Origin of the sequence: Sporolactobacillus sp. CQH2019 (assembly GCF_028765345.1) — a bacterium.
Lineage (GTDB): Bacteria > Bacillota > Bacilli > Bacillales > Sporolactobacillaceae > Sporolactobacillus.
The window spans coordinates 166,397-190,111 of the sequence record NZ_JARAJZ010000006.1; the positions used below are offsets into that span (position 1 = coordinate 166,397).

23 protein-coding genes and 2 pseudogenes are annotated in these 23,715 nt (G+C 45.3%); 19 read left to right on the forward strand and 6 right to left on the reverse strand.

Features of this window, described 5'->3' with window-relative positions:
* Positions 1–7 precede the first annotated feature (7 nt).
* The 7 genes and pseudogenes from OYT88_RS20915 (at position 8) to OYT88_RS10450 (ending at position 2,449) form a co-directional block, all read left to right on the forward strand.
* The gene (locus tag OYT88_RS20915; protein ID WP_443217502.1) at positions 8–205 is read left to right on the forward strand and encodes a hypothetical protein; all 198 of its coding nucleotides are present in this window, start codon (positions 8–10) and stop codon (positions 203–205) included.
* Complete coding sequence (locus tag OYT88_RS20920) at positions 115–399, forward strand: SMI1/KNR4 family protein (RefSeq protein ID WP_443217507.1); 285 nt, start codon at positions 115–117, stop codon at positions 397–399. Before OYT88_RS20915 ends, OYT88_RS20920 begins: the two co-directional genes overlap by 91 nt.
* Before the next feature lie 333 nt (positions 400–732).
* Positions 733–951: pseudogene (locus tag OYT88_RS10435) on the forward strand (Imm6 family immunity protein); the annotation flags it as partial.
* A 613-nt stretch (positions 952–1,564) separates the two neighbouring features.
* The gene (locus OYT88_RS10440; protein WP_274399863.1) at positions 1,565–1,750 is read left to right on the forward strand and encodes a hypothetical protein; all 186 of its coding nucleotides are present in this window, start codon (positions 1,565–1,567) and stop codon (positions 1,748–1,750) included.
* Positions 1,734–1,877, forward strand: coding sequence for a hypothetical protein (locus OYT88_RS10445; RefSeq protein ID WP_274399865.1), 144 nt, complete (start codon positions 1,734–1,736; stop codon positions 1,875–1,877). Before OYT88_RS10440 ends, OYT88_RS10445 begins: the two co-directional genes overlap by 17 nt.
* Positions 1,878–1,913: 36 nt before the next feature.
* Positions 1,914–2,078 (forward strand): hypothetical protein, encoded by a 165-nt coding sequence (locus tag OYT88_RS20925; RefSeq protein WP_443217508.1) that lies wholly within the window; start codon positions 1,914–1,916, stop codon positions 2,076–2,078.
* Positions 2,079–2,119: 41 nt separating this feature from the next.
* On the forward strand, positions 2,120–2,449 hold the full coding sequence (locus OYT88_RS10450) for a hypothetical protein (protein WP_274399867.1): 330 nt from the start codon (positions 2,120–2,122) through the stop codon (positions 2,447–2,449).
* 776 nt (positions 2,450–3,225) lie between these two features.
* On the opposite strand, the gene OYT88_RS10455 is transcribed toward OYT88_RS10450, so the two are convergent.
* Positions 3,226–3,825, reverse strand: a complete 600-nt coding sequence (locus OYT88_RS10455) for a sigma-70 family RNA polymerase sigma factor (protein WP_274399869.1) — start codon at positions 3,823–3,825, stop codon at positions 3,226–3,228.
* Positions 3,826–4,691: 866 nt separating this feature from the next.
* Between OYT88_RS10455 and rfbA the strand changes: the two genes are divergently transcribed.
* The 4 genes from rfbA (at position 4,692) to rfbD (ending at position 8,060) form a co-directional block, all read left to right on the forward strand.
* Positions 4,692–5,567 carry a glucose-1-phosphate thymidylyltransferase RfbA gene (gene rfbA, locus OYT88_RS10460; protein WP_274399870.1) on the forward strand — a complete coding sequence of 292 codons (876 nt, stop codon included), beginning with the start codon at positions 4,692–4,694 and terminating at the stop codon, positions 5,565–5,567.
* Between the two features lie 66 nt (positions 5,568–5,633).
* Entirely contained in the window at positions 5,634–6,197 is a 564-nt protein-coding gene (gene rfbC, locus OYT88_RS10465) for a dTDP-4-dehydrorhamnose 3,5-epimerase (RefSeq protein WP_274399991.1), read from the forward strand.
* A complete protein-coding gene (gene rfbB / locus OYT88_RS10470; RefSeq protein WP_274399871.1) occupies positions 6,197–7,219 on the forward strand; it encodes a dTDP-glucose 4,6-dehydratase in 1,023 nt (340 codons plus the stop codon). The genes rfbC and rfbB overlap by 1 nt, the downstream gene beginning before the upstream one ends.
* On the forward strand, positions 7,209–8,060 hold the full coding sequence (rfbD, locus tag OYT88_RS10475) for a dTDP-4-dehydrorhamnose reductase (protein ID WP_274399873.1): 852 nt from the start codon (positions 7,209–7,211) through the stop codon (positions 8,058–8,060). The genes rfbB and rfbD overlap by 11 nt, the downstream gene beginning before the upstream one ends.
* A gap of 875 nt (positions 8,061–8,935) precedes the next feature.
* Here rfbD and OYT88_RS10480 read toward each other — a convergent pair.
* On the reverse strand, positions 8,936–10,921 hold the full coding sequence (locus OYT88_RS10480) for a methyl-accepting chemotaxis protein (RefSeq protein ID WP_274399874.1): 1,986 nt from the start codon (positions 10,919–10,921) through the stop codon (positions 8,936–8,938).
* Between the two features lie 249 nt (positions 10,922–11,170).
* Complete coding sequence (locus OYT88_RS10485; protein ID WP_274399875.1) at positions 11,171–11,320, reverse strand: hypothetical protein; 150 nt, start codon at positions 11,318–11,320, stop codon at positions 11,171–11,173.
* Between the two features lie 1,313 nt (positions 11,321–12,633).
* Here OYT88_RS10485 and OYT88_RS10490 point away from each other — a divergent pair.
* Genes OYT88_RS10490 through OYT88_RS10515 form a run of 6 tightly spaced genes read left to right on the forward strand, consistent with a single transcriptional unit; the run spans position 12,634 to position 17,938 of the window.
* Entirely contained in the window at positions 12,634–13,437 is an 804-nt protein-coding gene (locus OYT88_RS10490; RefSeq protein ID WP_274399877.1) for an SDR family oxidoreductase, read from the forward strand.
* A gap of 48 nt (positions 13,438–13,485) precedes the next feature.
* The gene (locus OYT88_RS10495; RefSeq protein ID WP_274399878.1) at positions 13,486–15,393 is read left to right on the forward strand and encodes a BglG family transcription antiterminator; all 1,908 of its coding nucleotides are present in this window, start codon (positions 13,486–13,488) and stop codon (positions 15,391–15,393) included.
* A gap of 20 nt (positions 15,394–15,413) precedes the next feature.
* The gene (locus OYT88_RS10500) at positions 15,414–15,887 is read left to right on the forward strand and encodes a transcriptional regulator GutM (protein WP_274399879.1); all 474 of its coding nucleotides are present in this window, start codon (positions 15,414–15,416) and stop codon (positions 15,885–15,887) included.
* Positions 15,888–15,893: 6 nt separating this feature from the next.
* Positions 15,894–16,442, forward strand: a complete 549-nt coding sequence (gene srlA / locus OYT88_RS10505; RefSeq protein WP_274399881.1) for a PTS glucitol/sorbitol transporter subunit IIC — start codon at positions 15,894–15,896, stop codon at positions 16,440–16,442.
* Between the two features lie 17 nt (positions 16,443–16,459).
* A complete protein-coding gene (gene srlE, locus OYT88_RS10510) occupies positions 16,460–17,479 on the forward strand; it encodes a PTS glucitol/sorbitol transporter subunit IIB (RefSeq protein ID WP_274399882.1) in 1,020 nt (339 codons plus the stop codon).
* 60 nt (positions 17,480–17,539) lie between these two features.
* Positions 17,540–17,938, forward strand: coding sequence for a PTS glucitol/sorbitol transporter subunit IIA (locus OYT88_RS10515; RefSeq protein WP_274399883.1), 399 nt, complete (start codon positions 17,540–17,542; stop codon positions 17,936–17,938).
* 221 nt (positions 17,939–18,159) lie between these two features.
* On the opposite strand, the gene OYT88_RS10520 is transcribed toward OYT88_RS10515, so the two are convergent.
* Complete coding sequence (locus OYT88_RS10520) at positions 18,160–18,807, reverse strand: histidine phosphatase family protein (RefSeq protein ID WP_274399885.1); 648 nt, start codon at positions 18,805–18,807, stop codon at positions 18,160–18,162.
* Positions 18,808–19,174: 367 nt separating this feature from the next.
* Between OYT88_RS10520 and OYT88_RS10525 the strand changes: the two genes are divergently transcribed.
* Entirely contained in the window at positions 19,175–20,167 is a 993-nt protein-coding gene (locus OYT88_RS10525; protein WP_274399887.1) for an AEC family transporter, read from the forward strand.
* 115 nt (positions 20,168–20,282) lie between these two features.
* Positions 20,283–20,474 (forward strand): annotated as a pseudogene (locus tag OYT88_RS10530) (IS1634 family transposase N-terminal domain-related protein); the annotation flags it as partial.
* A gap of 51 nt (positions 20,475–20,525) precedes the next feature.
* On the opposite strand, the gene OYT88_RS10535 reads toward OYT88_RS10530, so the two are convergent.
* Both OYT88_RS10535 and OYT88_RS10540 read right to left on the reverse strand, forming a co-directional pair.
* Positions 20,526–20,720, reverse strand: a complete 195-nt coding sequence (locus OYT88_RS10535) for a hypothetical protein (protein ID WP_274399891.1) — start codon at positions 20,718–20,720, stop codon at positions 20,526–20,528.
* Positions 20,721–22,210: 1,490 nt separating this feature from the next.
* Positions 22,211–23,680: a right-handed parallel beta-helix repeat-containing protein gene (locus OYT88_RS10540; protein WP_274399892.1), complete on the reverse strand. Its 1,470-nt coding sequence runs from the start codon at positions 23,678–23,680 to the stop codon at positions 22,211–22,213.
* Positions 23,681–23,715: the final 35 nt, after the last annotated feature.

Here is a 23,715-nt window from a genome sequence, read left to right on the forward strand (position 1 = left end):
AAGTGCTATGGAAATCCGAGAGGGTTCTGTAATCTTTCCACTGCCGGATAACACTTTGTTATCTGAAAAAGAAAAAAATGGAGGATTAAATTACCAAATGCGTATAAAGAATTTATTAAGAAAAATAATGGGGCAATACCTATTGAGAATGTCTTTATATGCAATAATCACAGTTATGTTGTTGACAGATTCTTATGTATATTAAAAGTAACAAGTCAACGAGATGATGAATTCTATGATATTGGCGTTGTAAGAACACAGCTGGATGAGAGAATTGTTTCAGACGAAAATTTAATTGGTGTTGAATTATTACCCATTGCCGCCTTGTTTGCCGGTGATTTTATTTGTTTAGATTATCGAAGTCATAATCAAGAGCCATCTGTGTGTGTGGAATCATGAAGAATCAACTGATTTAGAACCAGTCACATATTTTACAAGTAAGAATTTTGAAGAATTTCTAAAGCAGCTTACTGAATAATATAACTGAGTATCTCCAGTAATATGAACACCTTGATTAGCAGATATTACCGATTAAAATTATACGATCTATTTGTTCAAACAGAGTTACTAATAATTTAAAAAATGATCTACATTTAGCGATTGCAATATAATATATTCTGAGAAATAATCGAGATATTTTCAAAGCTTTAACCCAAATGTGGCCCGATGAGATCTCATTTTGAGATAAGAAACTTGTTATTAAAAGTTTGCTGGGAATGACTTGAAAATAAACAAAAATCAGGTGATGACATCTACTATTTGCTGGATGAATTTTCCGGGCTATTTATTCAGATGCGAATGGATGAGGGAGAACTACACGAAGCATTTTGGAACTGCATTGTTGACGCGGTTTCTTATACGGATTGGAAAGCATATTTATATAAAAAAGAAAAATATTTACCCTCTCCAATTGAAAACGTGGATGAGAATTTAGTGAAGCATTTTTCTTGATAACTTATTATATAATAAAAGGTTCAAACAAAAAATTAGCCGAAAAGTTTATTTTTTATTTGAAGAAAACGGAATCAGTGGAAAAAATAGTATTATAAATTTTATCAATGCTAATAGATAGTTATGTCACATTCAACAATATTTGAAAAAGTGAAGTGGACATTAAGATTAAGCGCAAAGACTTGATTTTAATGTCTATTTCATTTTTGGAATAATCTACTGATCCTATTAATTGATATATCCATATCAAGATTTGAAGACGTCTTCGGCATGCTGGTTGTGGTCCCCGCCTTCAAGGCCGCCGGGCGCTTTCAGCACGATCGGCCCGTATGGGCGCAAAGGGCGTGACGACCCTGGGCGACTTGACGAAAACGATGGGCTGAACATCCGGAAGGCGGCTCCGGGAACTGAAACAGGCCGAGCGTGCAGGGATAGAAAGCGTGAAACAAGCCGCAGCCAACGCGGGAGACCGAATTTCCCTGGCCTGCAGCCGGAATTTGCCGACGCTTCGGGCGGCGCAGACAGCGGAAAGCGTATGATTCAGGATGTCAAAAGCACATTCCGGCAGATGGCGTCTAAGGAAAGTGTTACTCAGGAGGTCAGTTATAGTAAAGTGGAGGAAGTTCAGGATGTTAAGGAAACAAGTGTGGCTCGAAAGCATTTAGATAATGTTCCCGAAGTTCAAACTCCAAAAGATCTCATTACAGAAAGAACGAAAGGTTTAGATTTAAGTGAACATCCTACTCAAACTAAACAATTGAGTTCTAAAAAAGATGAAGGCATTGAAAGAAAAAATTGATAATAGAACAATAACGAAGCAAGAATATGAAGACTATATATGGAATAAGAAATTTGCTAAAAGAAGAAATAAGGGAGTTAAAGAATTTTGGTATCAAGAGCAACAAAGAATATTAGATAATGAATGACCTACTCGTAATTGGTCTCAGGAACAGATAAATGATATTGTTTCTGGTAAAAAACCTAATTTTGATGGTAAACCAATTGTGGGGGATAGCTACAGTGCTTCCAAGTATCCCCATCTTGCAGACAAAGGCGATATAATTTATCCAGCTACCTATAATGAACATCTTAATGGGTGGCACCTGGAAAAACAGTTTTCCAGGTGAACCTATAGACCAGATTAAAGATTTCTGAGGAGATAAAAACTATGGTAAAGATGAAATTAAAAATTGATAATGATTCAAATAAATTAAGGTATATTTCAGTCCTTAGACAGAAAAAGGATTTGAGTATCAACGAAGTTAAAAGAAATATAGAAAATGATAACTTTGTGCTTGAATGTGATTATTTTGATACGGATGAGTTAAAACAGTTTAAGATTATAGTAGATGAATTAATAAATAAAGGAGCTAAAATTCATTTGTTTCAAGATAAAAGAGAAGTACCAACTGACTATATTGACAATCTTATAACTTCATACAAGCAAATTGAGGAAGAAAGAGAAAAACTAGATGATGAAATTTTGGGAGACGATTAATAATAAGTCAGCTTTTAAAATGTTTATGACAAAATGTAAGGTTTATTTTAGATAATACAGGTAAGATGAAAATAAATTATGGATATGAAGATATATCTCAACTCAGCCCTGTTTAAAAACAAGAAAAATGGGAAGCTAAGTATTTAAAATGAAAAGAGCCTTACAGAAAAGTCAATGGTTGTGTAAATGAGAGGCATGTGTCCTGTACATGACAGGATTCATGCCTCTTTTTAAATGATAGGAATCGGACCATATCTTGAGACGAGAAAGGAAAGAGATCGTAAAAAAATTTCCTTTTTTAAACGGCAGAAAACCTGCATTCCCGTGCCTTTATATCGAAGTTCTGAAAAATCCCAATGTTAAGGTATTTTCGAGTAAATAGCAGCATACGTCATGATGAAATAGGCCATCCAGTCAGCCTCCCTATTGAAATCTTCAAGAACCCTGCTGTCATTTTTCAGAATCCGCGATTCGCCGGCGCATTTTCCACTGTTTAATCAGTAAAGAGCTGTTTGCATTTTGCGGGGCAGGGGGAAAAAACCATAGGGCTGTGGTCCGTACTGTTTCCATGAGAAATTCCGATTGCCGAAAATCTGCTAAGTGAGCCGTTCTTTGTTCAGACAGGGCACGGCGGATGCGGCCGGATAGATGAGAAAGAAGGAGCATGACTCGTATATTACATTGAAAAATCTTCAACTCAATCCCAATTTAGCTCTGCAATGATTCAGAATATACTTGAATTATCTCCGTGCATACAATATTTTTGAAGCATTCTACTAGTTTCTTTGCAGCAGCGAGGCTCTCAAAGGTTCCAGTTTTTTTCGCAATGTTTTTTTCCAGGAACGGACGGTGTGTTCTGAAACCCGGGCTGCTTCGGCAATCTGTCTTCTATCCCAGTCTTTGAAAAGGGAGAGATGCAGGTACTGACGTTCACGGGGGCTGAGCAAAGAGAGAAAACCGTCGACGAGATCGTGCAGCTGTTTTTCAGTTGATCGTGAAGAGGAGTCAGAGTCAGGGTAATCAACAGTTTCTTCATTTATAATGGGCGTTTCGCGGCTTGTCAGTTTGCTTACTTTTCTGAGCCTGTCCGACAGTCTTCCGCACATTGTTGCTGCAGCAAAGGCAATGAAAACATGTTCGGGAGTCTTATCGCGGCCTACCTTGGCCGGATCAAATAAACAATTGGCTTCCCAGAAAGCGATCCGTGCGATCTGCATCAGATCTTTCCGGTCCGCCGCACCCTGAATATGGCGGGCGTAGCCGGCGGCATAGCGCCGTACTGTGCTGATAATCATCGGCTCGTATTTCTTCAGCAGTCTTTCAAATGCGCGTTCGGACGGTTCGCCGGGGTCTGCGAAAAAATCGGTGAAGGACATAGGAAGGTCTCCTCTCGGAAATGAAGTGGATTGAAAACGGAAGAAGTGAAACGAGGGATCAGGGCCGTGTCGGGGATGAAACGATGAGACAGGCAATTTAACGGCCCTTCTATATTGTATGTAGAAGGGGGACACGGAAAACGGCGGATAAATTCTGAGATTTTTAAAAGAGTATCCTCCGGCATGCTGCAGACTGTCCGGTCGTAGCGTGAATGCATCATCCCCTCCTTTGAAAGATGAGGCGAGCGGCAATATACTCCTTTTGAGAGGCGATATCGTGCGCGGTCAAGGAAAACGTCTGATATTTTTCGTTGGCTTTTCTGCGAATTTATATAAAACTGTGATTAGAAGTATCAGCAAACCTTAGATATCAACAGTAAATCGCTGCTTATCACCAGTAAAGTACAAAATATCGATACAGAATATCACTAAGACGCAGAATATAACAGCCAAGGAACCAATAAGTGCGAATAATCGGAATGACAAGAGGGCTTTCAGAAAACCTGAATCGTTCCCCTTCGTCGGCAACGAGGCATTCATCATAACGGCCGAAGCGTTAAAACCTCGGATCACCGTTTTTGCCGGCTTGGGTGAGTAAGAAAGGATCATCCTATTTTTTATTGAAAACCTGGAGATGTGCCGATGACGCCGGAAAAAGGATCACCCGGACGATTGGCAAAAAGAGTCTGTCTTTCTGAAACGGCGTCGCCAGGTGTCGTGATAATTTTTAAATATATGATACTGGCCCTTAATTTTATATCTTAAAAAATGTATACTATAGGAAGCGTTTATGTTTTCCCGTTAAAATGAAGGATCATCACTTCTATACACTGCATCTTTTCTAATATAAAGGGGAGCGTGGTTTTTTGAAGGGCATAATACTGGCCGGCGGCAGCGGAACGCGGCTCTATCCGATCACTCGTTCAATTTCGAAGCAGCTGCTTCCGGTTTATGATAAACCGATGATTTATTACCCTCTGTCTGTTCTCATGCTGGCGGGGATTCGGGACATTCTGATTATCTCAACGCCGAAAGATACGCCGCGGTTTAAAGAGTTGCTGGGCGACGGTTCGGACTGGGGGCTCAGTCTTCAGTATAAAGTGCAGCCGAGTCCCGACGGCCTGGCGCAGGCGTTTATTCTGGGGGAAGACTTTATAGGCCGTGAGCCGGTTTCGCTTATTCTGGGCGACAACATTTTCTATGGACACGGTTTTACCGATATTCTGCAGAAAGCCGCATCGCGAAAGTCCGGCGCCACGGTGTTCGGCTATAACGTCAAAGATCCGGAGCGGTTCGGGGTGGTGGAATTTGATGAACAGGGCAGGGTCATTTCCATTGAGGAAAAGCCTAAAGTTCCGAAATCCACATATGCAGTGACCGGCCTCTATTTCTATGATTCCCAGGTGGTCGACATCGCTAAAAATATCCGGCCGTCGGCGCGCGGCGAGCTGGAGATCACGTCGGTGAACGAGGCCTATCTGAAACAGGGAACATTAAATGTGGAACTGCTTGGCCGCGGCTTTGCCTGGCTGGACACGGGAACCCATGAGTCGCTGCTCGACGCTTCGCTGTTCATTCAGACTGTCGAGAAGCGGCAGAGTCTGAAAGTGGCGTGCATTGAAGAAATCGCCTACCGGATGGGTTATATTGATGAAGAGAAGCTGTATGAACTGGCCCAGCCGCTGAAGAAGAACGGCTATGGCAAGTATCTGCTGGATTTACTGAAAACAAAGGTGAAGTAAAGCGCCGGACCGGATACCGTTCGGAGCTTCATTATCTTATAATGGCGGTGTTGTACGATGTCAAAGATTAAAGTAACGGACACATTTTTAAAAGGCGTCAAGGTGATTGAACCGAAAGCCTTCGGGGATAACCGCGGCTTTTTTATGGAAAGTTATAATCAGGCGGAACTGGCCGAAGCGGGCATACATATCGATTTTGTGCAGGACAATCAGTCGCTGTCGAGTGAAGCGGGGATTGTCCGCGGCCTGCACTATCAGCTGAATCCGAAGTCGCAGACGAAACTGCTGCGGGCGCTGACCGGGGCGATTCTGGATGTCGTCGTCGATATCAGAAAGGGCTCTCCGACATTCGGCAAATGGGGCAGTTTTATTCTCAGTGAATACAACCGGCGCCAGCTGCTGATTCCGAAGGGCTTCGCTCATGGTTTTTGTACGCTGACGCCTAATGTGAATGTTTTTTATAAAGTGGATGAGTTCTACGCACCGGAACAGGACCGCGGGATCCTCTGGAATGATCCGGAGATCGGCATTGACTGGCCGGTAAGCGATCCGATCCTGTCGGAGAAGGACAAGCATCATCCGTTCCTGAAAGATGCGGAGATCAATTTTGAATTGGGAGCTGAAGACTGATGAGACTGCTCGTGACCGGAGGCGCCGGTTTTATCGGCAGCAACTTCGTGCATCATATGCTCCGGTTTCACCCGGACGACACGATTGTCAATTATGATCTGCTCACCTATGCGGGCAATCTGGAAAATCTGAAAGATGTGGAAAACGCTCCGAATTATCACTTTGTTCGCGGCGATATTCGCAATCGCGAACTTCTTGAATATGTTATCGATCATTTTGATAGTGACACGATCGTGAATTTTGCGGCGGAGTCGCATGTCGACCGCAGCATCACCGAGCCGGATGTATTCGTTAAAACCAATGTTCTCGGGACGCAGACTTTGCTTGACGTCGCTAGAAACAGAAACGTAAATAAGTATCTGCAGATTTCGACCGATGAAGTATACGGATCGCTCGGAGCGGACGGCTATTTTACGGAAACGACCCCGCTCGCGCCGAACAGCCCGTATTCCGCAAGCAAGGCTTCGGCGGATCTGCTGGTACGGGCCTATTACGAAACGTACGGCATGAACGTCAATATCACGCGCTGCTCGAACAACTACGGGCCGTATCATTTCCCGGAAAAACTGATTCCGCTGATGGTGACGAACGCGCTTGAAGGCAAGGAACTGCCGGTGTACGGCGACGGCAGGAATATCCGTGACTGGCTCTTTGTCGAAGATCACTGCCGGGCAATTGATCTGGTGCTTCACAAAGGAAAATCCGGAGAAGTGTACAATATCGGCGGCCATAATGAAAAACGCAATATTGATATCGTCGAGTTGATAGTCGACACGCTCGGCAAGTCCCGCGATCTGATCAAGCACGTCACCGACCGCCTCGGGCACGACCGCCGCTATGCGATCGATCCGACAAAGATCGAAACGGAACTCGGCTGGAAACCGGAGCACACGTTTGAAACCGGCATTAAAGAAACAATCCAGTGGTATCTCGACCATGAAGACTGGTGGCGGAAGATCAAGTCCGGCGAATACATGGATTACTACAAGAAACAGTACGGAGCGAAGAGCTATGTCCAATAAGGTCATCGTTACCGGCGGTCACGGTCAGCTCGGTACGGAACTGACGATCATGCTGCAGAAGCGGGGCTATGAAACATACGGACTTGGCCATCAGGAGCTGGACATCACGAACCTGGATCACGTCCGTCGGGTGTTTCAGAAAATCAAACCGGATGTCGTCTGCCATACGGCGGCTTATACGGCTGTCGATCAGGCGGAAACCGATCGCGACGGGGCTTTTCTCGTCAATGCCTATGGGACCAGAAATGTCGCTCTTGCTGCCGAAGAAGCCGGGGCGAAACTGGTTTATGTCAGCACCGATTATGTCTTTGACGGAACGAAAAAGGGTACCTATTCTGAATTCGATCCTCCGGCACCATTGGGTGTGTACGGGCAGTCTAAGTATGCGGGGGAGCAGTTTGTACGTGCCTTTCATTCGAAGTTTTTTATCGCCCGGACATCCTGGGTGTACGGTTCGTACGGCGGCAATTTTGTCAGGACGATGCTGAAGCTGGCTGCTGACCATGACCGGCTGAACGTCGTCGATGATCAAAGAGGCTGTCCGACTTTCACGAAGGATCTCGCGGCGAAAATAATTGATCTGTTTCAGACGGATCGTTATGGGACCTATCATGTTTCCAACTCCGGCAGCTGCAGCTGGTACGAGTTTGCCCGGGCAATTTTTGAAATCAAGGGGATTTCTATTCAGGTGGATCCGTGTACCACGGCAGAATTTCCGAGACCGGCAAAACGCCCGGAAAACTCGGTATTTGAACATATGGCGTTAAGACTCAACGGCTTTGAAGACGTAAGGGAATGGAAACAGGCTCTGAAAGAGTTTCTGAGCTCAGGGTCTCTGTAAACGTTAGCGAAGAATCAGCTCCTGAGCTGAATAGTTTCATTTCTATAAGGATGACTCCGATTCACTTCGTAGATTTCGGGGTCATCTTATTTTTTTCAGAGATTGAGCTATATTCTTTATTTAATATTAGCTAAAAGCAGGGTGTTCAATTATTTCCTTATATTGTATATATTTAACATTGATCACTCATTCTACATTAATTTCTTTATTTCAATATAATATAAAAAGAGAATACACCTGAAAGCTGATCATTACTGCGTACATCTTTGTTTTGAGTTGCCCATTCGCTTTATATCCGCCTTCCTAAATATAACATTGAAAGGTTTGTATAATCGGTGTCATCCCATACATTCCTCCAAAAAGCGCTGATAACTTTTCATTGGGTATTTTAAGATCACTTTTTTCCATGATTAGGAATTCAAAAATGGCAGTAAAACAACCTGAGATATAGGGAACAAACTGCGCTGGTCTAGCTTCTCCAATCTGATATAATTTAAATTCTCATTTTGCTGGTTTTAACCATCAAACATTTAATTTTTTAAAAGCTGACGAAACGGGTCAAATAAAAATTTTTTAGCATGCTTTTGGTACATTGATCTATTTAGGAACTTCTGAGTGATTCATTAGAGCCTTGTCATACCGGTGTCTGACGCTTCTTTCTGATAGAATCAGTGAATGGAAAATTACGGGGCGGAAAAAGTGTGTATTTCTCTGATGAGGAGGCTACGATCATGTATTCTGTCTGCTGAAAATAATTATCCGCTAGCGTTTCCGCTATTGATGCCGATGGGATTATGACACAGTAAAAATCCTCCCTGAATGAGGAAGGACATTTTTTTGATTTGCTGTTCCTTTTGAGACGGTCTAACAATCGTTCAGGCGTTGATTTTAAATGCGGCTACAATCTGATTGAGCTCATCTGCAATTGTTGAAAGAGCGGTTGCGCTGTTAGCCACTTCCTGCATTGAAGCAGATTGTTCCTCCGTAGCCGCTGAAACATTCTGCACATTTGAGGATGTTTCAGCAGCCAGTTCTTTTATCGGCTGAAATGCGGCAAGCGAATGAGCCGTCGAGGCGGATATATCCTGGATAGCTGCTGTCACATTTTTGATTTGCTCACTGACGGTATTGACGAAAGACTCAATCGTCTCAAAGGACTTTCCGCTTCGATTCACCGCTGTCATGCCCTTTTCAACTTCGTGGATCCCGTCTTCCATGGATACAGTGACTTCTTCGGTATTCTTCCGGACAACAGAAAGAATGTCGTTAATCTGATTGGCCGATTGTGCGGATTGTGCGGACAATTTTTGAATTTCCGCAGCAACGACGGCGAATCCCTTCCCGTTTTCCCCGGCACGGGCCGCCTCGATAGCTGCATTTAGTGAGAGAAGGCGGGTCTGATCTGCGATATCATTAATAACATCGATAATCTTGCCGATTTCCTTGGATTGTTCGCTCAGATGGTTAACTACTGCGGACAGACTGTTGACCTTAACTTTGATTGTTCCCATCTGATTCGCGGTAATTTGCAGAGCGCCCTGTCCGTCTTGCACGATCTGTCGGGATTCTTCCGATGTACGGGCAAGATTCTGGGTCCGTTCGGTAATTGAGCCGACGGCTTGATTCACGGCTTTCGCTTCTCCGATCAGCTTGTCCACATTGCTTGTCTGTTCATCGGCGGCCAGAGCAATCTTTTGAATCGAGCGGGCAATTTCATCGGAAGTCGCTTTGTTTTCCTCCGTGGAAGCGCTCAGTTCTTCTGAAGACGCGGCCAGTGTTTCCGATTTGCTGCCGATCGTACGAACGACATTTTTCAGCGAATCCGTCATCCGGCGGACACTTGCGCCTAATTGTGCAAACTCTCTATTGGATGCTGTCTCTGCCCCCACTTCCTGAGTAAAGTCATTCTTACTGATTTTCTCAAAGATGGTCACCAGCCCGGCCGTCGGTTTCAGTATATATTTTCTGACGATCAGCCAGACAAGTATGGTGACAATAATAATGGTAATTAGAGCAAAGAGACCGATATTCACGAGAAGCGGCGTGACTGTGCGATTAATCTCGTTAAGATTCATGGTGCCGCCGATAGTCCATCCGGTCAGCCGGTTGGTTATAAAATAAACATGCTGGTTGTTCTGAAATAGATTTCCGGATGACTGTCCGGCGAATCTTTTGGCCAGTCCGGCAGGCGCTTTGCTGCCGCTTTTCACCCGGCTGCCAGCGACCCAAACCTGGTTCTTGTCAAGCAGAAAGGCGTAACCGGATTCTCCCACTTTCACTTGGTTGACAATTGCACTGATGTTGTCGAGCTTAAGGTCCATGCCGATAACACCGCTCCTGTCAGACGTGGTTTCCGCAATCGTGACCGTCATGGTATTGGATCCGTCGGCAGAAAGATAGGGTGCCGTAATGACCGGTTTCCCTGCATGTTCCATTGCCAGTTTATACCATGGACGGGTACGGGGATCGAGACTCTTTGGAATTTTGGTTGTTGCAGGAAGAAAAATCAGCGTTCCCTGCCGGTCTGCCAAATAAAGGGCCGCTTCATCCTGATCGACACCTTGTATGTCGCCGAGTGCGCTTTGTATTTCCTTAGGATTTTCTATTTTACCGGACAGGCTGCTGCTCAGCTGTGAGACAATATGCGTCTTTCCCTGAATAAACTGTGTCAGGTTCTTGTCCAGAAACTGCAGGCTGTTTGCCGCACTATTGTCAAGCTGTTCTTGAGAAGACGCTCTGACATCTCTGTAAATGAAAAAGCCAATCAGAAGATTCGGTACAGCGATAATGAAAACAATAAATAAAATGGCAAGAGTGCTGAGGCTAGGGGATCGGTGCTTATTATTCGTGATATGTGACACTTGTATCTCATCCTCCACAAGATATTAATAATGGCGTGCCGTTGCTGATTTCTATAAATTCGGACACTAACATTCACTAATATCGTACAAAAACGGCTATTGTTTAATAGTCAACGGAAAATATCACTTTAGGAATCAACATTTCGGAGGAAAGATAAGTGAGACGGCAGCTGAAAAAATGTATAAAGGCTCGTGGGGATTTCTATCAATACAGGAAAACAAGAAGAGCAGGCCGCCTGTGCCACAGGCTCACGGGTAATTTTTATCGACCGTTTGGAGCAGTTTATCGGCCGTCGCCGCGAGTTTATCGACCGTTCGGGGCAGTTTATCGGTCAATGTACCGGTTTTATCGGTCGGCGCGGCAATATTATCGGTCGTTATGCCTGTTTTATCGGTCATTGTAAGCTGTTCCTCTGTTAGAGACGGCTTTGGGTGACGGACGGAGTCTCATTTAAACCCCGAAATGCCTGTTAATGGGACCGGAGAGCATCGTCAAGAAAAGAAATTGTTCTGAAAAGGCAGTATACCAGTATACTGCCTGATGCAAATCGCTTATCGTATCCGGACGGGCGTTCCTTTATGGATAAAAAAGGCCCTTGCAGCGTGCGCTCCAAAGTTACCTTTAAAAATAATCCAAATAGATTGTGAACAGCAGATTGCAAGAATTCACATGATTTAAACGATCAGTCTTTAAACTGTTTCAGCAGAGATTGATAAGGGTTGATTGGATAAGGGTTCTTGGTCACGTTTAAGGAATCGTAATCATCAACCACAATGTAATTTTCTCCCTTGTACGAAATGACGTCTCCTTTTTTATAATGCGATTTTTTGCATTCTATAACGGTTTCCCTTGCTATGTACCATGATGTTCTTGACTTATTGGCGTACGATATAATGTTCATTTTTCTTTTCAAAGATATCATCCTTCGAATCCAATGTCATTCTTGATGTTATTCGCTCCACGAAGAATGGATGGCACCCAATAAAATTAAATAATTCTACCGGCAGCCCGCAATCGATACAAAAAGAAATTTCCTTTTCTATGATAGCGAAACCGGATCAAAGAAATCAACTATTTGGTAAAAAATAAGAGGGACAAGGTACGGACGGCGCATTGACTACTGCTTAAAATAACCGAAGTAAATACGGTGCCAGGCGGCTGTCTTGGATCTAAAACCATGCTAAGAAGAAAAGATATTGATGCATTTAATAGTGACAGTATATTTATAAATTATTCAGATAATAATAGGCCGTTTTTCAATGAAAATATTCTGATTAATCTATAATCAACGAGAAATCAACAAATATAAATAGTCAAAATAGTAAAAGGGACTTTTGCATACACGTCCTGCTCCTTTTCAACAGCAACGGGACGATTGTCCTGAATCGTCGATGCGTTATTGAAATCTTGGGCCGGGTGTTGGCATTTTGGTTGAGCAAGAGGAATCATCATATTAAATTTCGATTTTCTGCTTCATTATTTTTTATTCATACAGATAAGCGACAGAAGAATTGAAAAACTTTTCTGAGGTCGGAGAACCATTCATTAACGGTTTTCCGCTATTTGCTGACAGGACAGCTTCATTTCCTATCATTATTCATTTATCATTTTTCAAACAGCCGTGAAAAAAATCGCATTAAATAAAGATGTAAGCGTTGTTATAATTGTTGATGTTGAGAGGATGAAATATTAGGCAGGGAAGGTGTTCATGATGGCGGAATCTTGGTTGGGCCTGGATCAGAAAGTAATCATTGTAACAGGTGGAGCATCGGGGATCGGCAAACACATTGCACAGACGTTGACAGCTGCGGGTGCGCAGGTTGTTGTCAGTGACATTCATGTGATGACCGGAGAGCGGGGAGACAATGGGATCTATCACGTGCAGATGGATGTAACAAAAAAAGAAAGTGTCGAAAAGATGGTTAATCATGTCATGAAGAAGTTTGGTACAATAGACGGTCTTGTTAACAACGCAGGGATTAATCTCCCGCGTCTGTTAGTCGACTTCCGGGGTGAGAAGCCGGAATTTGAACTCAGCGAAAGGGACTTTGACTTGATGGTTAATGTTAATCAGAAAGGAGTATTTCTGACAACTCAGGCTGTTGTCCGGCAATTTTTAAGAAAAGGATCCGGTGTTATCGTTAATATTTCCTCAGAGGCGGGCATGGAAGGTTCCAACGGTCAGAGTATTTATTCTGCGACCAAAGGTGCGGTCAATGGGTTCACACGTTCATGGGCAAAAGAACTGGGCAGCCATCATATCCGGGTTGTCGGCGTAGCACCGGGCATCAATGAAAAAACGGGCCTGACAACGAATTTATATAATGAAGCACTGGCCTACACGAGAAATATAACCGTTGATCAGCTTGGCACCGACTATTCAAAAGCCATTCCACTTGGCCGCCCGGGACGCCTGGATGATATCGGCAATCTCGTAACTTATTTACTTTCGGACAGAGCCGCCTATATAACGGGAACGACGGTCAATATTACCGGTGGTAAATCAAGAGGCTGACCGGTATTCCCGGATCGCAGTTTTCATTGAAAGACCAGGAGGGATATCATGATCAAGATTACAAGAAAAGATCGTCTCTCTTCGATTTTGAAAGAAAGCCAATGGAATAATGAGATTAACCTGAGACAAGCGGCCAGGAAACTGTCCGTATCTACACGGACGATACGAAACGACATCATTTTTCTTAACAGTGAACTGAAGAATGTTGCTGAATTCCGGCTTGAAAAAGGAAATTACTGGCTGCATTTCTATGATGCAGACAAATATAAGGATTTTTTGACAAATAGACTGAAAACGGGACGAGATAGTGTCGACACGCCGCAGGAGCGGGATTCCGCGTTAGCCGTTCGGCTCATTGAAGCGCATGAACCATTAAAAATAGAAGAGCTTGCCGATTCGCTGAATGTCGGCAGAACGACACTTTTGAATGATTTAAAAAGGCTGCGTATCACCTTCGAATCCTGTGATCTATCGCTTAATGGAAAACCGAATGCGGGGATTCGCCTCGACGGAAGTGAATGGAAGAAACGGATTTATATCTTACAAAACAATATTTTTGGGACGCCAGAATTGAATTCTTCGATTCAAACACTGATTGCCGATTTTGGAATCAGCAATCACATTGAGGATGAAACGCTGGCCGAGTGGCGCCGTTACATCATGGTTATGCTGAGGAGAATGCACGGCCATCATTTGTTGTCACGGGGAAGTATCCCGAACCCCTTCAGTTCTGTTGAAAGAGCTGACGAATTCCGAAAAGTCAGTGATTTTTCCGACCGACTGGAAACGAAGTGCGGATATTCGATTTCGAAGCTTGAACGGCTCTTTATTACTTTGCCTATTCTTGGAAGGAGATCGCCGGTCAATATTCTGGATGTACCCTCTGCCCCCGTTCCGGCCGGCATAAAAAAGCTGATCCGTGATATACAGAGGCAAGTCAAACAGGAGCTGAACATCTCATTTGACTTTGAAAAAGTAACCCGAGAATTAGGATATCATCTGATGTTCATGATGAACCGGCTTGTCTTCAGTGTTCAACTGCACAATTCATTGATTGAAGAAGTGAAAGGGAAGTATCCTTTAGCCTTTGAAATGGCTGAAATTGCTTATGATGTGATTTACAGAAATTATCATATTAAGACGACAGAGGCTGAACTGGGTTATCTGGCGTATTATTTCGGCATTATGGTCACGGAACACGAAGAACGACTGAAGGACATCAGGCGTGTCGGAATCATTTGTGATACAGGGCGGAGCACGGCAAGAATTATTGAAGTCCAGCTTCGAAAAATTCTCTCGGATCACGTTGAGATTCAATTGTTCTCGTCGAATACCGTGTCATTAAAAGAACTGGAGAATCTGGATATTATTTTCTCGACTGTCCTCTTAAAAAGTGCGAATACACCGATTATTCACGTGACTGATATATTCGATGAACGCAGGCTGCTGAGAAAGATTAATCAACTCTTCGAATTGAAAAATCTGCATTTAAAAACGGATGAAGATCATTTTTCGATTATCGGCCACCTGCTGGGTGAAGATAAATTTTTTGCCCTGGATGAACACCGCACGTATCAGGAAAATGTGGAAAAGATGATTGGCAGACTGCAGGAGAAAGGCTATGTAGATGAGCATTTTAAGGATCGGATTTCTGAACGGGAAAAGAAAAGCCAGATGATTTTCGACAATGATATTGCTTTTCCCCATGCCATGATAAAGGGGAAAAAAGAGATTATGTTCGCACTCGGTGTTTTCCCGGAGAGGATACAAGTTGGTCGGAAAACTATTCGATTGATCTTTCTGCTGGGCGTGCCGGAAATGAGTGATGAGAATCTGCTCGTTCATGTGTACGATGAAATGATTGCGCTGTCAAGACGATCAGACTGGATTGATAAGATCTCACGGGTAACCGCTTATCCTGAAATAAAACGATTTTTTGATATGGAATTTCACTGAGCGTTCGGAGGTGAGAACACATGCTGTTTATTATTCTGATGATTTTTATTGGCGGAGCATTTATTCTGCAGATCTTTCTCGGTTATTTCCAGGTCAAACATCTTTCCGGTGTATTTGTCCGGATGCGCCGGAAGGGTAAGGTAGCGATCGGGAAGAAAAAAGGACATTTCAAATCCGGAACGATTGTCTTTCTGGCCGTGGATTCTAAAGGAAACATTCTTGAAGCAAAGAAGATGCAGGGTGTGACCATACTGGCCCGTTTTCGAACACTTAAGGAACTGGCCGGTGAGAACATCATGAATATTAACGCTTTTAAAGTCGGCCAATATAACAAATTGCTGAAATTGGCGATAGATGATGCAGTTAAGAACTATCGTACCGTTGTTCAGGGAGGAACGGTAGAGGAAGCTGCCGGTACCCCGCTCAGCACCGCATGGATCGGTATTCGATCATTATTTATGAACAGAGGACGATCCAATAATCAGAAGGGATGAATGAACATGGATATCTTGGTTTTTATTGCGAAGGGATTTGTAGGCCTTTTTCAAACCGGTGCAAAGACGTTTATTTCCTGGATGACCGGCATTGTACCGGTAGTCCTGATGCTGCTTGTGGCGATGAATGCGCTGATTCGGCTGATCGGTGAGGATAGGATCAACGGGCTGGCGGTCAAATCTTCTAAAAACCCGCTGCTTCGCTATATGGTTCTTCCTTTTCTGGGTGCTTTTATGCTGGCCAATCCAATGGCGCTGTCCCTCGGACGTTTCCTTCCGGAGAGGTACAAACCCAGTTACTACGCATCGGCTGCCTATTTCTGCCATACGAGCAACGGAATTTTCCCCCATATAAACGCCGCTGAATTGTTTATCTGGCTCGGTATTGCTCAGGGCGTTCAGAAACTTGGTCTGGATACGACGCCGCTTGCTCTGCGCTACCTGCTTGTTGGCCTGGTAGCCAATTTCTTTTGCGGCTGGATCACGGATTATCTGACCGTCTGGGTCTCGAGACAGCAGGGTGTTGAATTAAACAAAGAAGTTAAGCTGGACTGAGGAAAGGGGTGGGTAAAATGGGAAGCTACAAATCTGCAAAGGTTGTTAAAGGGAACGGCGGCTTTGGCGGTCCGCTTGTGATCACGCCAAGAGAAGGAAAAGATAAAATCGTTTATATAGTCGGCGGCGGAAATAAGCCGGCAATTGTCGATAAATTGGTTGAATTGACAGGTGCGGCTGCTGTCAATGGATTTAAGACAAGCGTACCGGACGATGCCATCGCGGCTGTCGTCATCGACTGCGGAGGCACCCTGCGCTGCGGCATTTATCCGAAAAAAGGCATTCCGACAATCAATGTTATGCCGACAGGCAAAAGCGGTCCTCTTGCTGGATATATTACTGAGGATATTTACGTGTCAAATGTCGGCGTGGATCAAATTTCAGCGGCAGATCAGGCAGACGGTTCCGGGCTGGTCGAAGAGAATCCCGGCGTCAAGAAGTCTGAGCGGAAGTATAAATACAGTACAGATAAAAAAATTTCAGAAACAAAAGCTGAGAACACGAACCAGAGCCTGCTGACCAAAATTGGGCTCGGTGCCGGAAGGGTCATCGACACCTTCTATCAAGCTGGGCGCGATGCCATTCAGACGATGCTGAATACCATTTTACCGTTCATGGCATTTGTCGCAATGATTATTGGTATTATTGAAGGTTCAGGTATTGGAAATCTGTTCGCCAAGGTCATGTCACCGCTTGCAGGGAATATATGGGGCTTAATGCTGATCGGCTTCGTTTGCTCGCTCCCTTTTCTATCGCCGCTTCTTGGACCCGGTGCCGTTATCGCGCAGATTATCGGGACTTTGATCGGCGTCGAAATCAGCCAGGGGCATGTTCCGCCGCAGCTCGCCCTGCCGGCCCTGTTTGCGATTAATACACAGAATGCCTGCGATTTTATTCCGGTCGGGCTTGGATTGGCGGATGCTGAACCGGAAACAGTCGAAGTTGGTGTTCCATCCGTCCTCTATTCCCGCTTCCTGACTGGTGTCCCGCGTGTTTTTCTGGCCTGGGTCTGCAGTTTCGGACTCTATGTAAAATAAAAGGGAAGCGATATGGAGGAGGCGAAAGATGTCTGCCGGCACTGACAGGCATCGGGTATATTGACGACAATCTATAGAAATGAAGTAAAAAGCGTTGGATCGATGGCCAAAGAGTTTCTCAATGAAAAAATACTGATTCTTTTTGGAGATGAAGCACCGGCGGGCCTCAAAGATTACTGCTACGGCGTTGATCTGAATCCGCTGGACGGCGAAATCAGGACGGGAGACCGGGTTCTGTTCGATCATGCGGCCTATCGAATTACGGCGGTAGGCAGTCTTGTACAAAAGAATCTGGTTGATCTGGGACATATCACGATGAAGTTTGACGGAAGCAATCAGGCAGATCTGGCCGGGACCTTATATCTTGAGAATAAAAAAGTCCCGCAGATTGACATCGGAACAAAAATTGAAATCAGAAAATGGGAGCGGGAAGGGAAGAATCATCAAGTTTCCGCCTGATACGATGAACTTGCTGATCTGTTCAGGAAGCCTTCCCTGCTCAGGCTGTTTCGGAGGTCGGCACTTTTGAGTACGCTCAGACGGTGCCGGGTGTGTCCGCCCCGTCTCTGCCCGCCGTTAGCCGAGTATTTATTGAATAGAAGAAAAAAAGAGCCTGGACATTGGATACAATGGGAATATCCGATGACACAGGCTCCTTTTTCAAAAACAAACCCGCCCGTTCATTTAAATTGCTCGACTTTCCCGATATATTCCGGGCAAAAATGGCCCTCATGATAGATGATTTTCGTTATACTTGCGTTTGGGACATGGTCCGCATCGAAATCGCCGATGACGCGCAGCAAAATGCTGATGAACAGTGAATGACTGACGAGCAGAATCACGGAGCTGCCGGAGTTTTTAAGCTCGTCAAGCAGGCGGCGGGCCCGGACTTTGACATCGGTGAAATTCTCAGCGATTTTTAAAGTATCCAATTTCTTAATTCCTTCCAGAGCAAGGATTTTTTCGGCGCTTGGGAAAGAATCGTTGAAATCCGGCCTGCCGATGACCGGGCCGACCTCGTGCCACATGCCCTCACTGCTTCCGCCTTCGAATTTTCCAAAGGAAGTTTCCCGAAGAAGCGGCGTTTCATACAGATTAAGTGCCTGATTTTTCGATTGATAAAGAATAATGTTGGCCGTTTTTCGGGTCCGTCCCATGTCGCTGATCCATGCGGCGTCGAAAGTGGTGTGATTTTCTGCGAACATTTTACCGACGCGTTCCGCCTGGGCGATACCCGTCTCGGTAAGCAGCGAATCGCACCATCCCTGTACTTTACCGTTTTTATTAAAATAAGTTTCTCCGTGCCTCACTAAATAAATCGTTTTCATCTCGGATAAACTCCTTCAAAAGTCCTGATTCGTTTTGTGATCGCCTGCAGCAGGCAATTTGTCTGAGCAGCATGCACCATACACTATAACAAAATATTGAATATTTTTCTATGACGGACAGCAGCGGAAGAAAAATTTTTTAGCGGACCGCGCTTTGCCTGGATCTCCGGTCATCCATTTTCCGGCTGTTTCAAAATAGGATCGGCCGGGCGGTTGCCTGTGAGCAGCAGCCGGCTGCCGGTACCTGAAAGCGGGCTTTCATGCCGGCGGCAATGAGTTTTTACGAATTGAGATCGGTGTGTTAAAGTAAGCATGAATCTATAGAAGTTTACGACGGGATCAATCATCTTTTCAGCATACATAAAGGATGAATTTTGGGAGTATTCGAACCGGAGCTTTAAATCAAGGGATCGGTGCGCCGGGATCATGCGATCCGGCCGATGATGTGTCAATGGAGGGAAGCCGTATTCTTATATTCTTTGAAGTCATTATGCCGGTGTTTCTCATTTTTGTCAGCGGGTTTATTTTGCAGAGAATTTTCTTGCTTGATCTGAAACCGATTTCGACGCTCGCAGTTTATCTTCTGCTGCCGTTCCTTGTTTTTCAGACATTTTACACAACGCCTTTAAACCTCAGCTTCTTCTATATTACTGCCGCGTCGGTGCTGATTATGGTTCTGCTGATCATCCTCGGAATGGCGGCCGGCAGGTTTCTGCATCTGGATAAGAAGGATGAAAATGCGTTTCTGCTATCGACCATTTTCCCGAACAGCGGAAATTACGGCATTCCGATTATCTTATTTGCGTTTGGAAAACAGAGCCTGGCTTACGGCATGCCGCTGATGATCATTCATGCGATTCTGATGGGGATTGTCGGTGTTTATATTGCGGCGAACGGACGCGGCGGCGTCAGGATGTCGGTAAAGACGGTCCTGAGCCAGCCGGCAAACTATGTGATTATCCCCGCTATTTTGCTGCAGCAGTTTCATGTCCGCATTCCGACAAATATTTTCACAAGCATTGAGCTGGTCGGCAATGCGACGATTCCCGTGATCATGATTATACTGGGCATGCAGCTGGCCAATGTGACAATCCGGAAAATGAAATGGGGACGGATCGGCTGGGTAACCCTGATCCGCCTGATTCTCTCGCCGGCCATTGCCTATGGTGTTTGTCTGCTGTTCCCGATGAGCAGTCTGCTGAGAAATGTCATTGTCGTGATGTCTGCGATGCCGAGCGCAGCCAACACAACGTTATATGCCATTCAGTTCGATGCAAGACCGCAATTTGTTTCAAGCTGCACACTGATGACAACCGTTTTCAGCATTCTGTCTCTGACCGTTCTGCTCAATTTCCTGTGAGCGGCTGAGAAACGTCCCGACGATCATGATTTCTGTGCCGGCCATCTACGGGATAGGCATATGTTCATAAGTCCTCTGGATTGATAAAATTTAACAATTTGACTATAATATGGGCATGTATCTGAGAAGAGTTTGCCGAAAAAATAAGGATGGCAGTGAAGTGGCTTACCTGCAGCTGGCACATAATGAGTGGGATCCCGTGACCAAATACGCCAAGGCGAAGGTGATCTATTCTTTTGGGCGTGAAGACCAGGTGGATCTGGATGCGCTCAGACGGCTGGTCGACAGTATTTCGCGGTATCTCTCGCAAAGAAGCACTGAGGACAGTGAAAAAAAAAGGCCGGACGGAGAACCTCGCTTATAAACCGGCAGAAACGAATGCGCGGCGGATCATTGGATTCAGCTTTTTGTCGGCAGCACTTTTTTTGAAATGATGAAAAATGGCTGCTCTGCCCGATCCGCCAATTAAATGTAAATGGCCCGTCTGTTCGCTGGCTTCTTCAGCAGGCAGGCGGTTTTTTCTATAAACGGTAAACGGTCGGATTGGTGCCATTGAAGCCCGGCTGAAAAGCAGCGGTATCGTCAAAATGAGCGGGCAGCCGCATCGCCAGCCGATTAGATGAGCGGTAAATGAAACAGCGGAGGGGCCGGAACCGCATTGCGGCCGATTCATCCCCCAGGTGTTTATCCTCCTATTGTTTGTCTGTAAAAAAATTTTTTCTTTTTACAGGTACAGTCCCCCGAAATGACAAACGGCTGGTCGATTCACTGGTTAATGGATAAAATAATTTCCCGCAGCATTGCTTTTATAGACTTGATTGAATGAAGCCGACGGGCTTATGTTCATTATTTAAAATGAGTATCCTTCTCGCTCATTTTCCTGCTGTGCCGTCAAATAAGGATCACGTTTCCTGAGCACGTCAATCTCTCGACAGACGGAGAGTGTTTCCGTGATCAGACTTCCATAACGATTTGATAGATTAAGTGCCGCGGGATCGGGCCGACGATTGATAAACCGGGTGTAATTAGACCGATAAACAGCTACTGACGATTGATCATGGACAGAAATCCGATTCATACAGCCGGGCCGCCGGCCAGTATCGGTCCGAGAATCCTGCCCCGAAAAATTTGCTAATCGCCCTGAAACAGCGAACAATCGCCCTAAAATGGCTTCGAATCGCCCTATTTCGGCGGAGTATCGCCCTGCTAAGAGTTTATCGCCCTGAAAAATTTGCTAATCGCCCTGAAACAGCGAACAATCGCCCGAAGATGGCTTCGAATCGCCTTATTTCGGCGGAGTATCGCCCTGCTAGGAGTTTATCGCCCTGAAAAATTTGCCAATCGCCCTGAAACAGCGAGCGATCGCCCTAAAATGGCTTCGAATCGCCCTATTCCGGGGGAGTATCGCCCCGCTAGGAGTTTATCGCCCTGAAAAATTTGCTAATCGCCCTGAAACGGCGAGCGATCGCCCTAAAATGGCCTCGAATCGCCCTATTCCGGGGGAGTATCGCCCCGCTAGGAGTTTATCGCCCTGAAAAATTTGCTAATCGCCCTGAAACAGCGAACAATCGCCCTAAAATGGCCTCGAATCGCCCTATTCCGGGGGAGTATCGCACCATCAAGGGTACAACTATCTGTTCCGATTATTCGCACTTATTGATTCCAGTCCGTTTACTGCTGATTCTTTGACCACTACTGCCGATTTTCTGCCAGTTACTGACATTTTGCCTTTTTACTGATGATAAGCAGCGATTTTCTGTTTGATATATACGGTGTTTTCCAGCGATTTTGGCCTCGATTCACAAAGATATACGACGGGAAAAAAGATCGGGCGTTTCTGCCAGATGACGCCTGTCCGTGCACGATATACCCTTTTCAGAGGGAAAAATCGCCGTTCGCATGAACATTCAGAGCCATAGACTGCTGCCTGTGCGAACCAATCGCTTTTCGGGAGAATCGATGATCTTGCATGCCGCGGCCCGACTAAATGAATAAGTTGAGGGAATACCCATATTATTGAATTTGCGAAACGATCGGCGATGCTTATTCTTGATAAAATACACCTTCAAAATCGATGTCAAAGCCGACCTGTCTGCTTGCGGCCGAATAAAAATTGACGGCCAGATTGTTATTGATCGTTTTAAGATTGGGGGCGGCCGTCACGCCGTTGTTCGCGCTCCACTGGCGGTTGATCGTCAGCGAGCCGTTGCTGTACGTGACATCGGCCGTATAGTAGATCCGGTCGAAATTATCCGCATATTTGAGGAGCAGTTTTCCGTCAAAGGCGGTTGGCAGCGGGAACAGGGTGTAATCTGTGTATCCGTTATCGGATGTTGTGACCGCTGCCTTTTTAAATGAAAATCCTTCCAGCGTCGTTCCCTGATAGCCCTGAGTCCCTGTATACTGAAGAATCGCTGCCGGTTCAGTCAGTGAAATGATTTTTCCGAACCGCGATCCGGGCCCGCCCTGGGCGAGGACCGGACAATTTCCGGAAAAAATCGTTCCCGATGTTCTGCCCGTCCATAAGGATACGGCGGTATTGCAGTCAAGAATCGTACTGCCGCCGATATGGTGCACGGCATCGGCTCCGAGATCGAGGCCGATATTAAAACCCTCAATGACGTTGCCGGTCAGGTTGCTGCCCGTCAGCGTCCCGTTTGGATCATAGACGGCATAGATGCCGGTCCCTGAGCGGTCGCCCGCCCGTTTTTTGATATGGTTGTTCGTTAAAATAATCGGTTTGGCGTCTGCCCGATTCAGGAGGCGGACCCCGTCCCGCAAACAATCCTTGATGACGTTGTCCGAGACAATGACCCTTTCCTGAGCGTCTTCAATGTGCACGGCCTCATTTCTTGCCTGTTCGATAATATTGGCACTGACGACGATATCCTTCCCTTTTGCAATACCGACAGCGAATCCGGCAGCGGCATCGGTGCTGTCGCCGAGAGCAGCGATTGAATTGCCGATAATTTTGATACCGCTGAAATTGCCGGCGGTGGTATTGATCTCGATGGCGTCTGCACCGGCGTCAATCCGGTTGTTGATGATCTCAAAATTGCCGCCTTGGGCGTTGTTGTTAAGAAGAATGCCGTATCCGTCCGCCGTAATTTTTGTATCTTTAATTTTTAAATCGGAGCGGGAGCCGTCTGTATAGTAGCCGTGGAATGGTGTATCGATTTCGATTCTTTCCATATTTGCTGCGTTAAATTGCACATTGGCATCGGGTACCACCCGGGCTCCGTTTATGCCGATCAAATGATAGTTTGCGGGAAGGTCGATGTTTGATTTGATTCTATACACTTTGTTTAAGAAGACGGTTACAGGATTCGAACCGTAAGCCGTTAATAAACGATTAAATGCGGGGGCGTCATCCGCCGCACCGTCGCCGACAGCGCCGAACTGGGATGGAGTGACGGGATATTCCGATATCTGATTCACCGTTGATTCAATATTGGAATAATAGCTGGATACTTTGCCCGCAAAATCCTTCATAATATCTGCCAGTTTTTCCACCTTCAACACCTCTTTACTTGTTTCCGTATAGTCAG

What these genes read in the sequence shown, in the direction of transcription:
- OYT88_RS20915 (WP_443217502.1), top strand. Translation starts at nt 8, where the DNA reads ATGGAAATCCGAGAGGGTTCTGTAATCTTTCCACTGCCGGATAACACT.
- OYT88_RS10450 (WP_274399867.1), top strand. Translation starts at nt 2,120, where the DNA reads ATGGTAAAGATGAAATTAAAAATTGATAATGATTCAAATAAATTAAGG.
- OYT88_RS10455 (WP_274399869.1), bottom strand. Translation starts at nt 3,825, where the DNA reads ATGTCCTTCACCGATTTTTTCGCAGACCCCGGCGAACCGTCCGAACGC.
- rfbB (WP_274399871.1), top strand. Translation starts at nt 6,197, where the DNA reads ATGAGACTGCTCGTGACCGGAGGCGCCGGTTTTATCGGCAGCAACTTC.
- rfbD (WP_274399873.1), top strand. Translation starts at nt 7,209, where the DNA reads ATGTCCAATAAGGTCATCGTTACCGGCGGTCACGGTCAGCTCGGTACG.
- OYT88_RS10485 (WP_274399875.1), bottom strand. Translation starts at nt 11,320, where the DNA reads ATGACCGATAAAACAGGCATAACGACCGATAATATTGCCGCGCCGACC.
- OYT88_RS10490 (WP_274399877.1), top strand. Translation starts at nt 12,634, where the DNA reads ATGGCGGAATCTTGGTTGGGCCTGGATCAGAAAGTAATCATTGTAACA.
- OYT88_RS10495 (WP_274399878.1), top strand. Translation starts at nt 13,486, where the DNA reads ATGATCAAGATTACAAGAAAAGATCGTCTCTCTTCGATTTTGAAAGAA.
- OYT88_RS10500 (WP_274399879.1), top strand. Translation starts at nt 15,414, where the DNA reads ATGCTGTTTATTATTCTGATGATTTTTATTGGCGGAGCATTTATTCTG.
- srlA (WP_274399881.1), top strand. Translation starts at nt 15,894, where the DNA reads ATGGATATCTTGGTTTTTATTGCGAAGGGATTTGTAGGCCTTTTTCAA.
- srlE (WP_274399882.1), top strand. Translation starts at nt 16,460, where the DNA reads ATGGGAAGCTACAAATCTGCAAAGGTTGTTAAAGGGAACGGCGGCTTT.
- OYT88_RS10520 (WP_274399885.1), bottom strand. Translation starts at nt 18,807, where the DNA reads ATGAAAACGATTTATTTAGTGAGGCACGGAGAAACTTATTTTAATAAA.
- OYT88_RS10525 (WP_274399887.1), top strand. Translation starts at nt 19,175, where the DNA reads ATGAATTTTGGGAGTATTCGAACCGGAGCTTTAAATCAAGGGATCGGT.
- OYT88_RS10535 (WP_274399891.1), bottom strand. Translation starts at nt 20,720, where the DNA reads ATGGCACCAATCCGACCGTTTACCGTTTATAGAAAAAACCGCCTGCCT.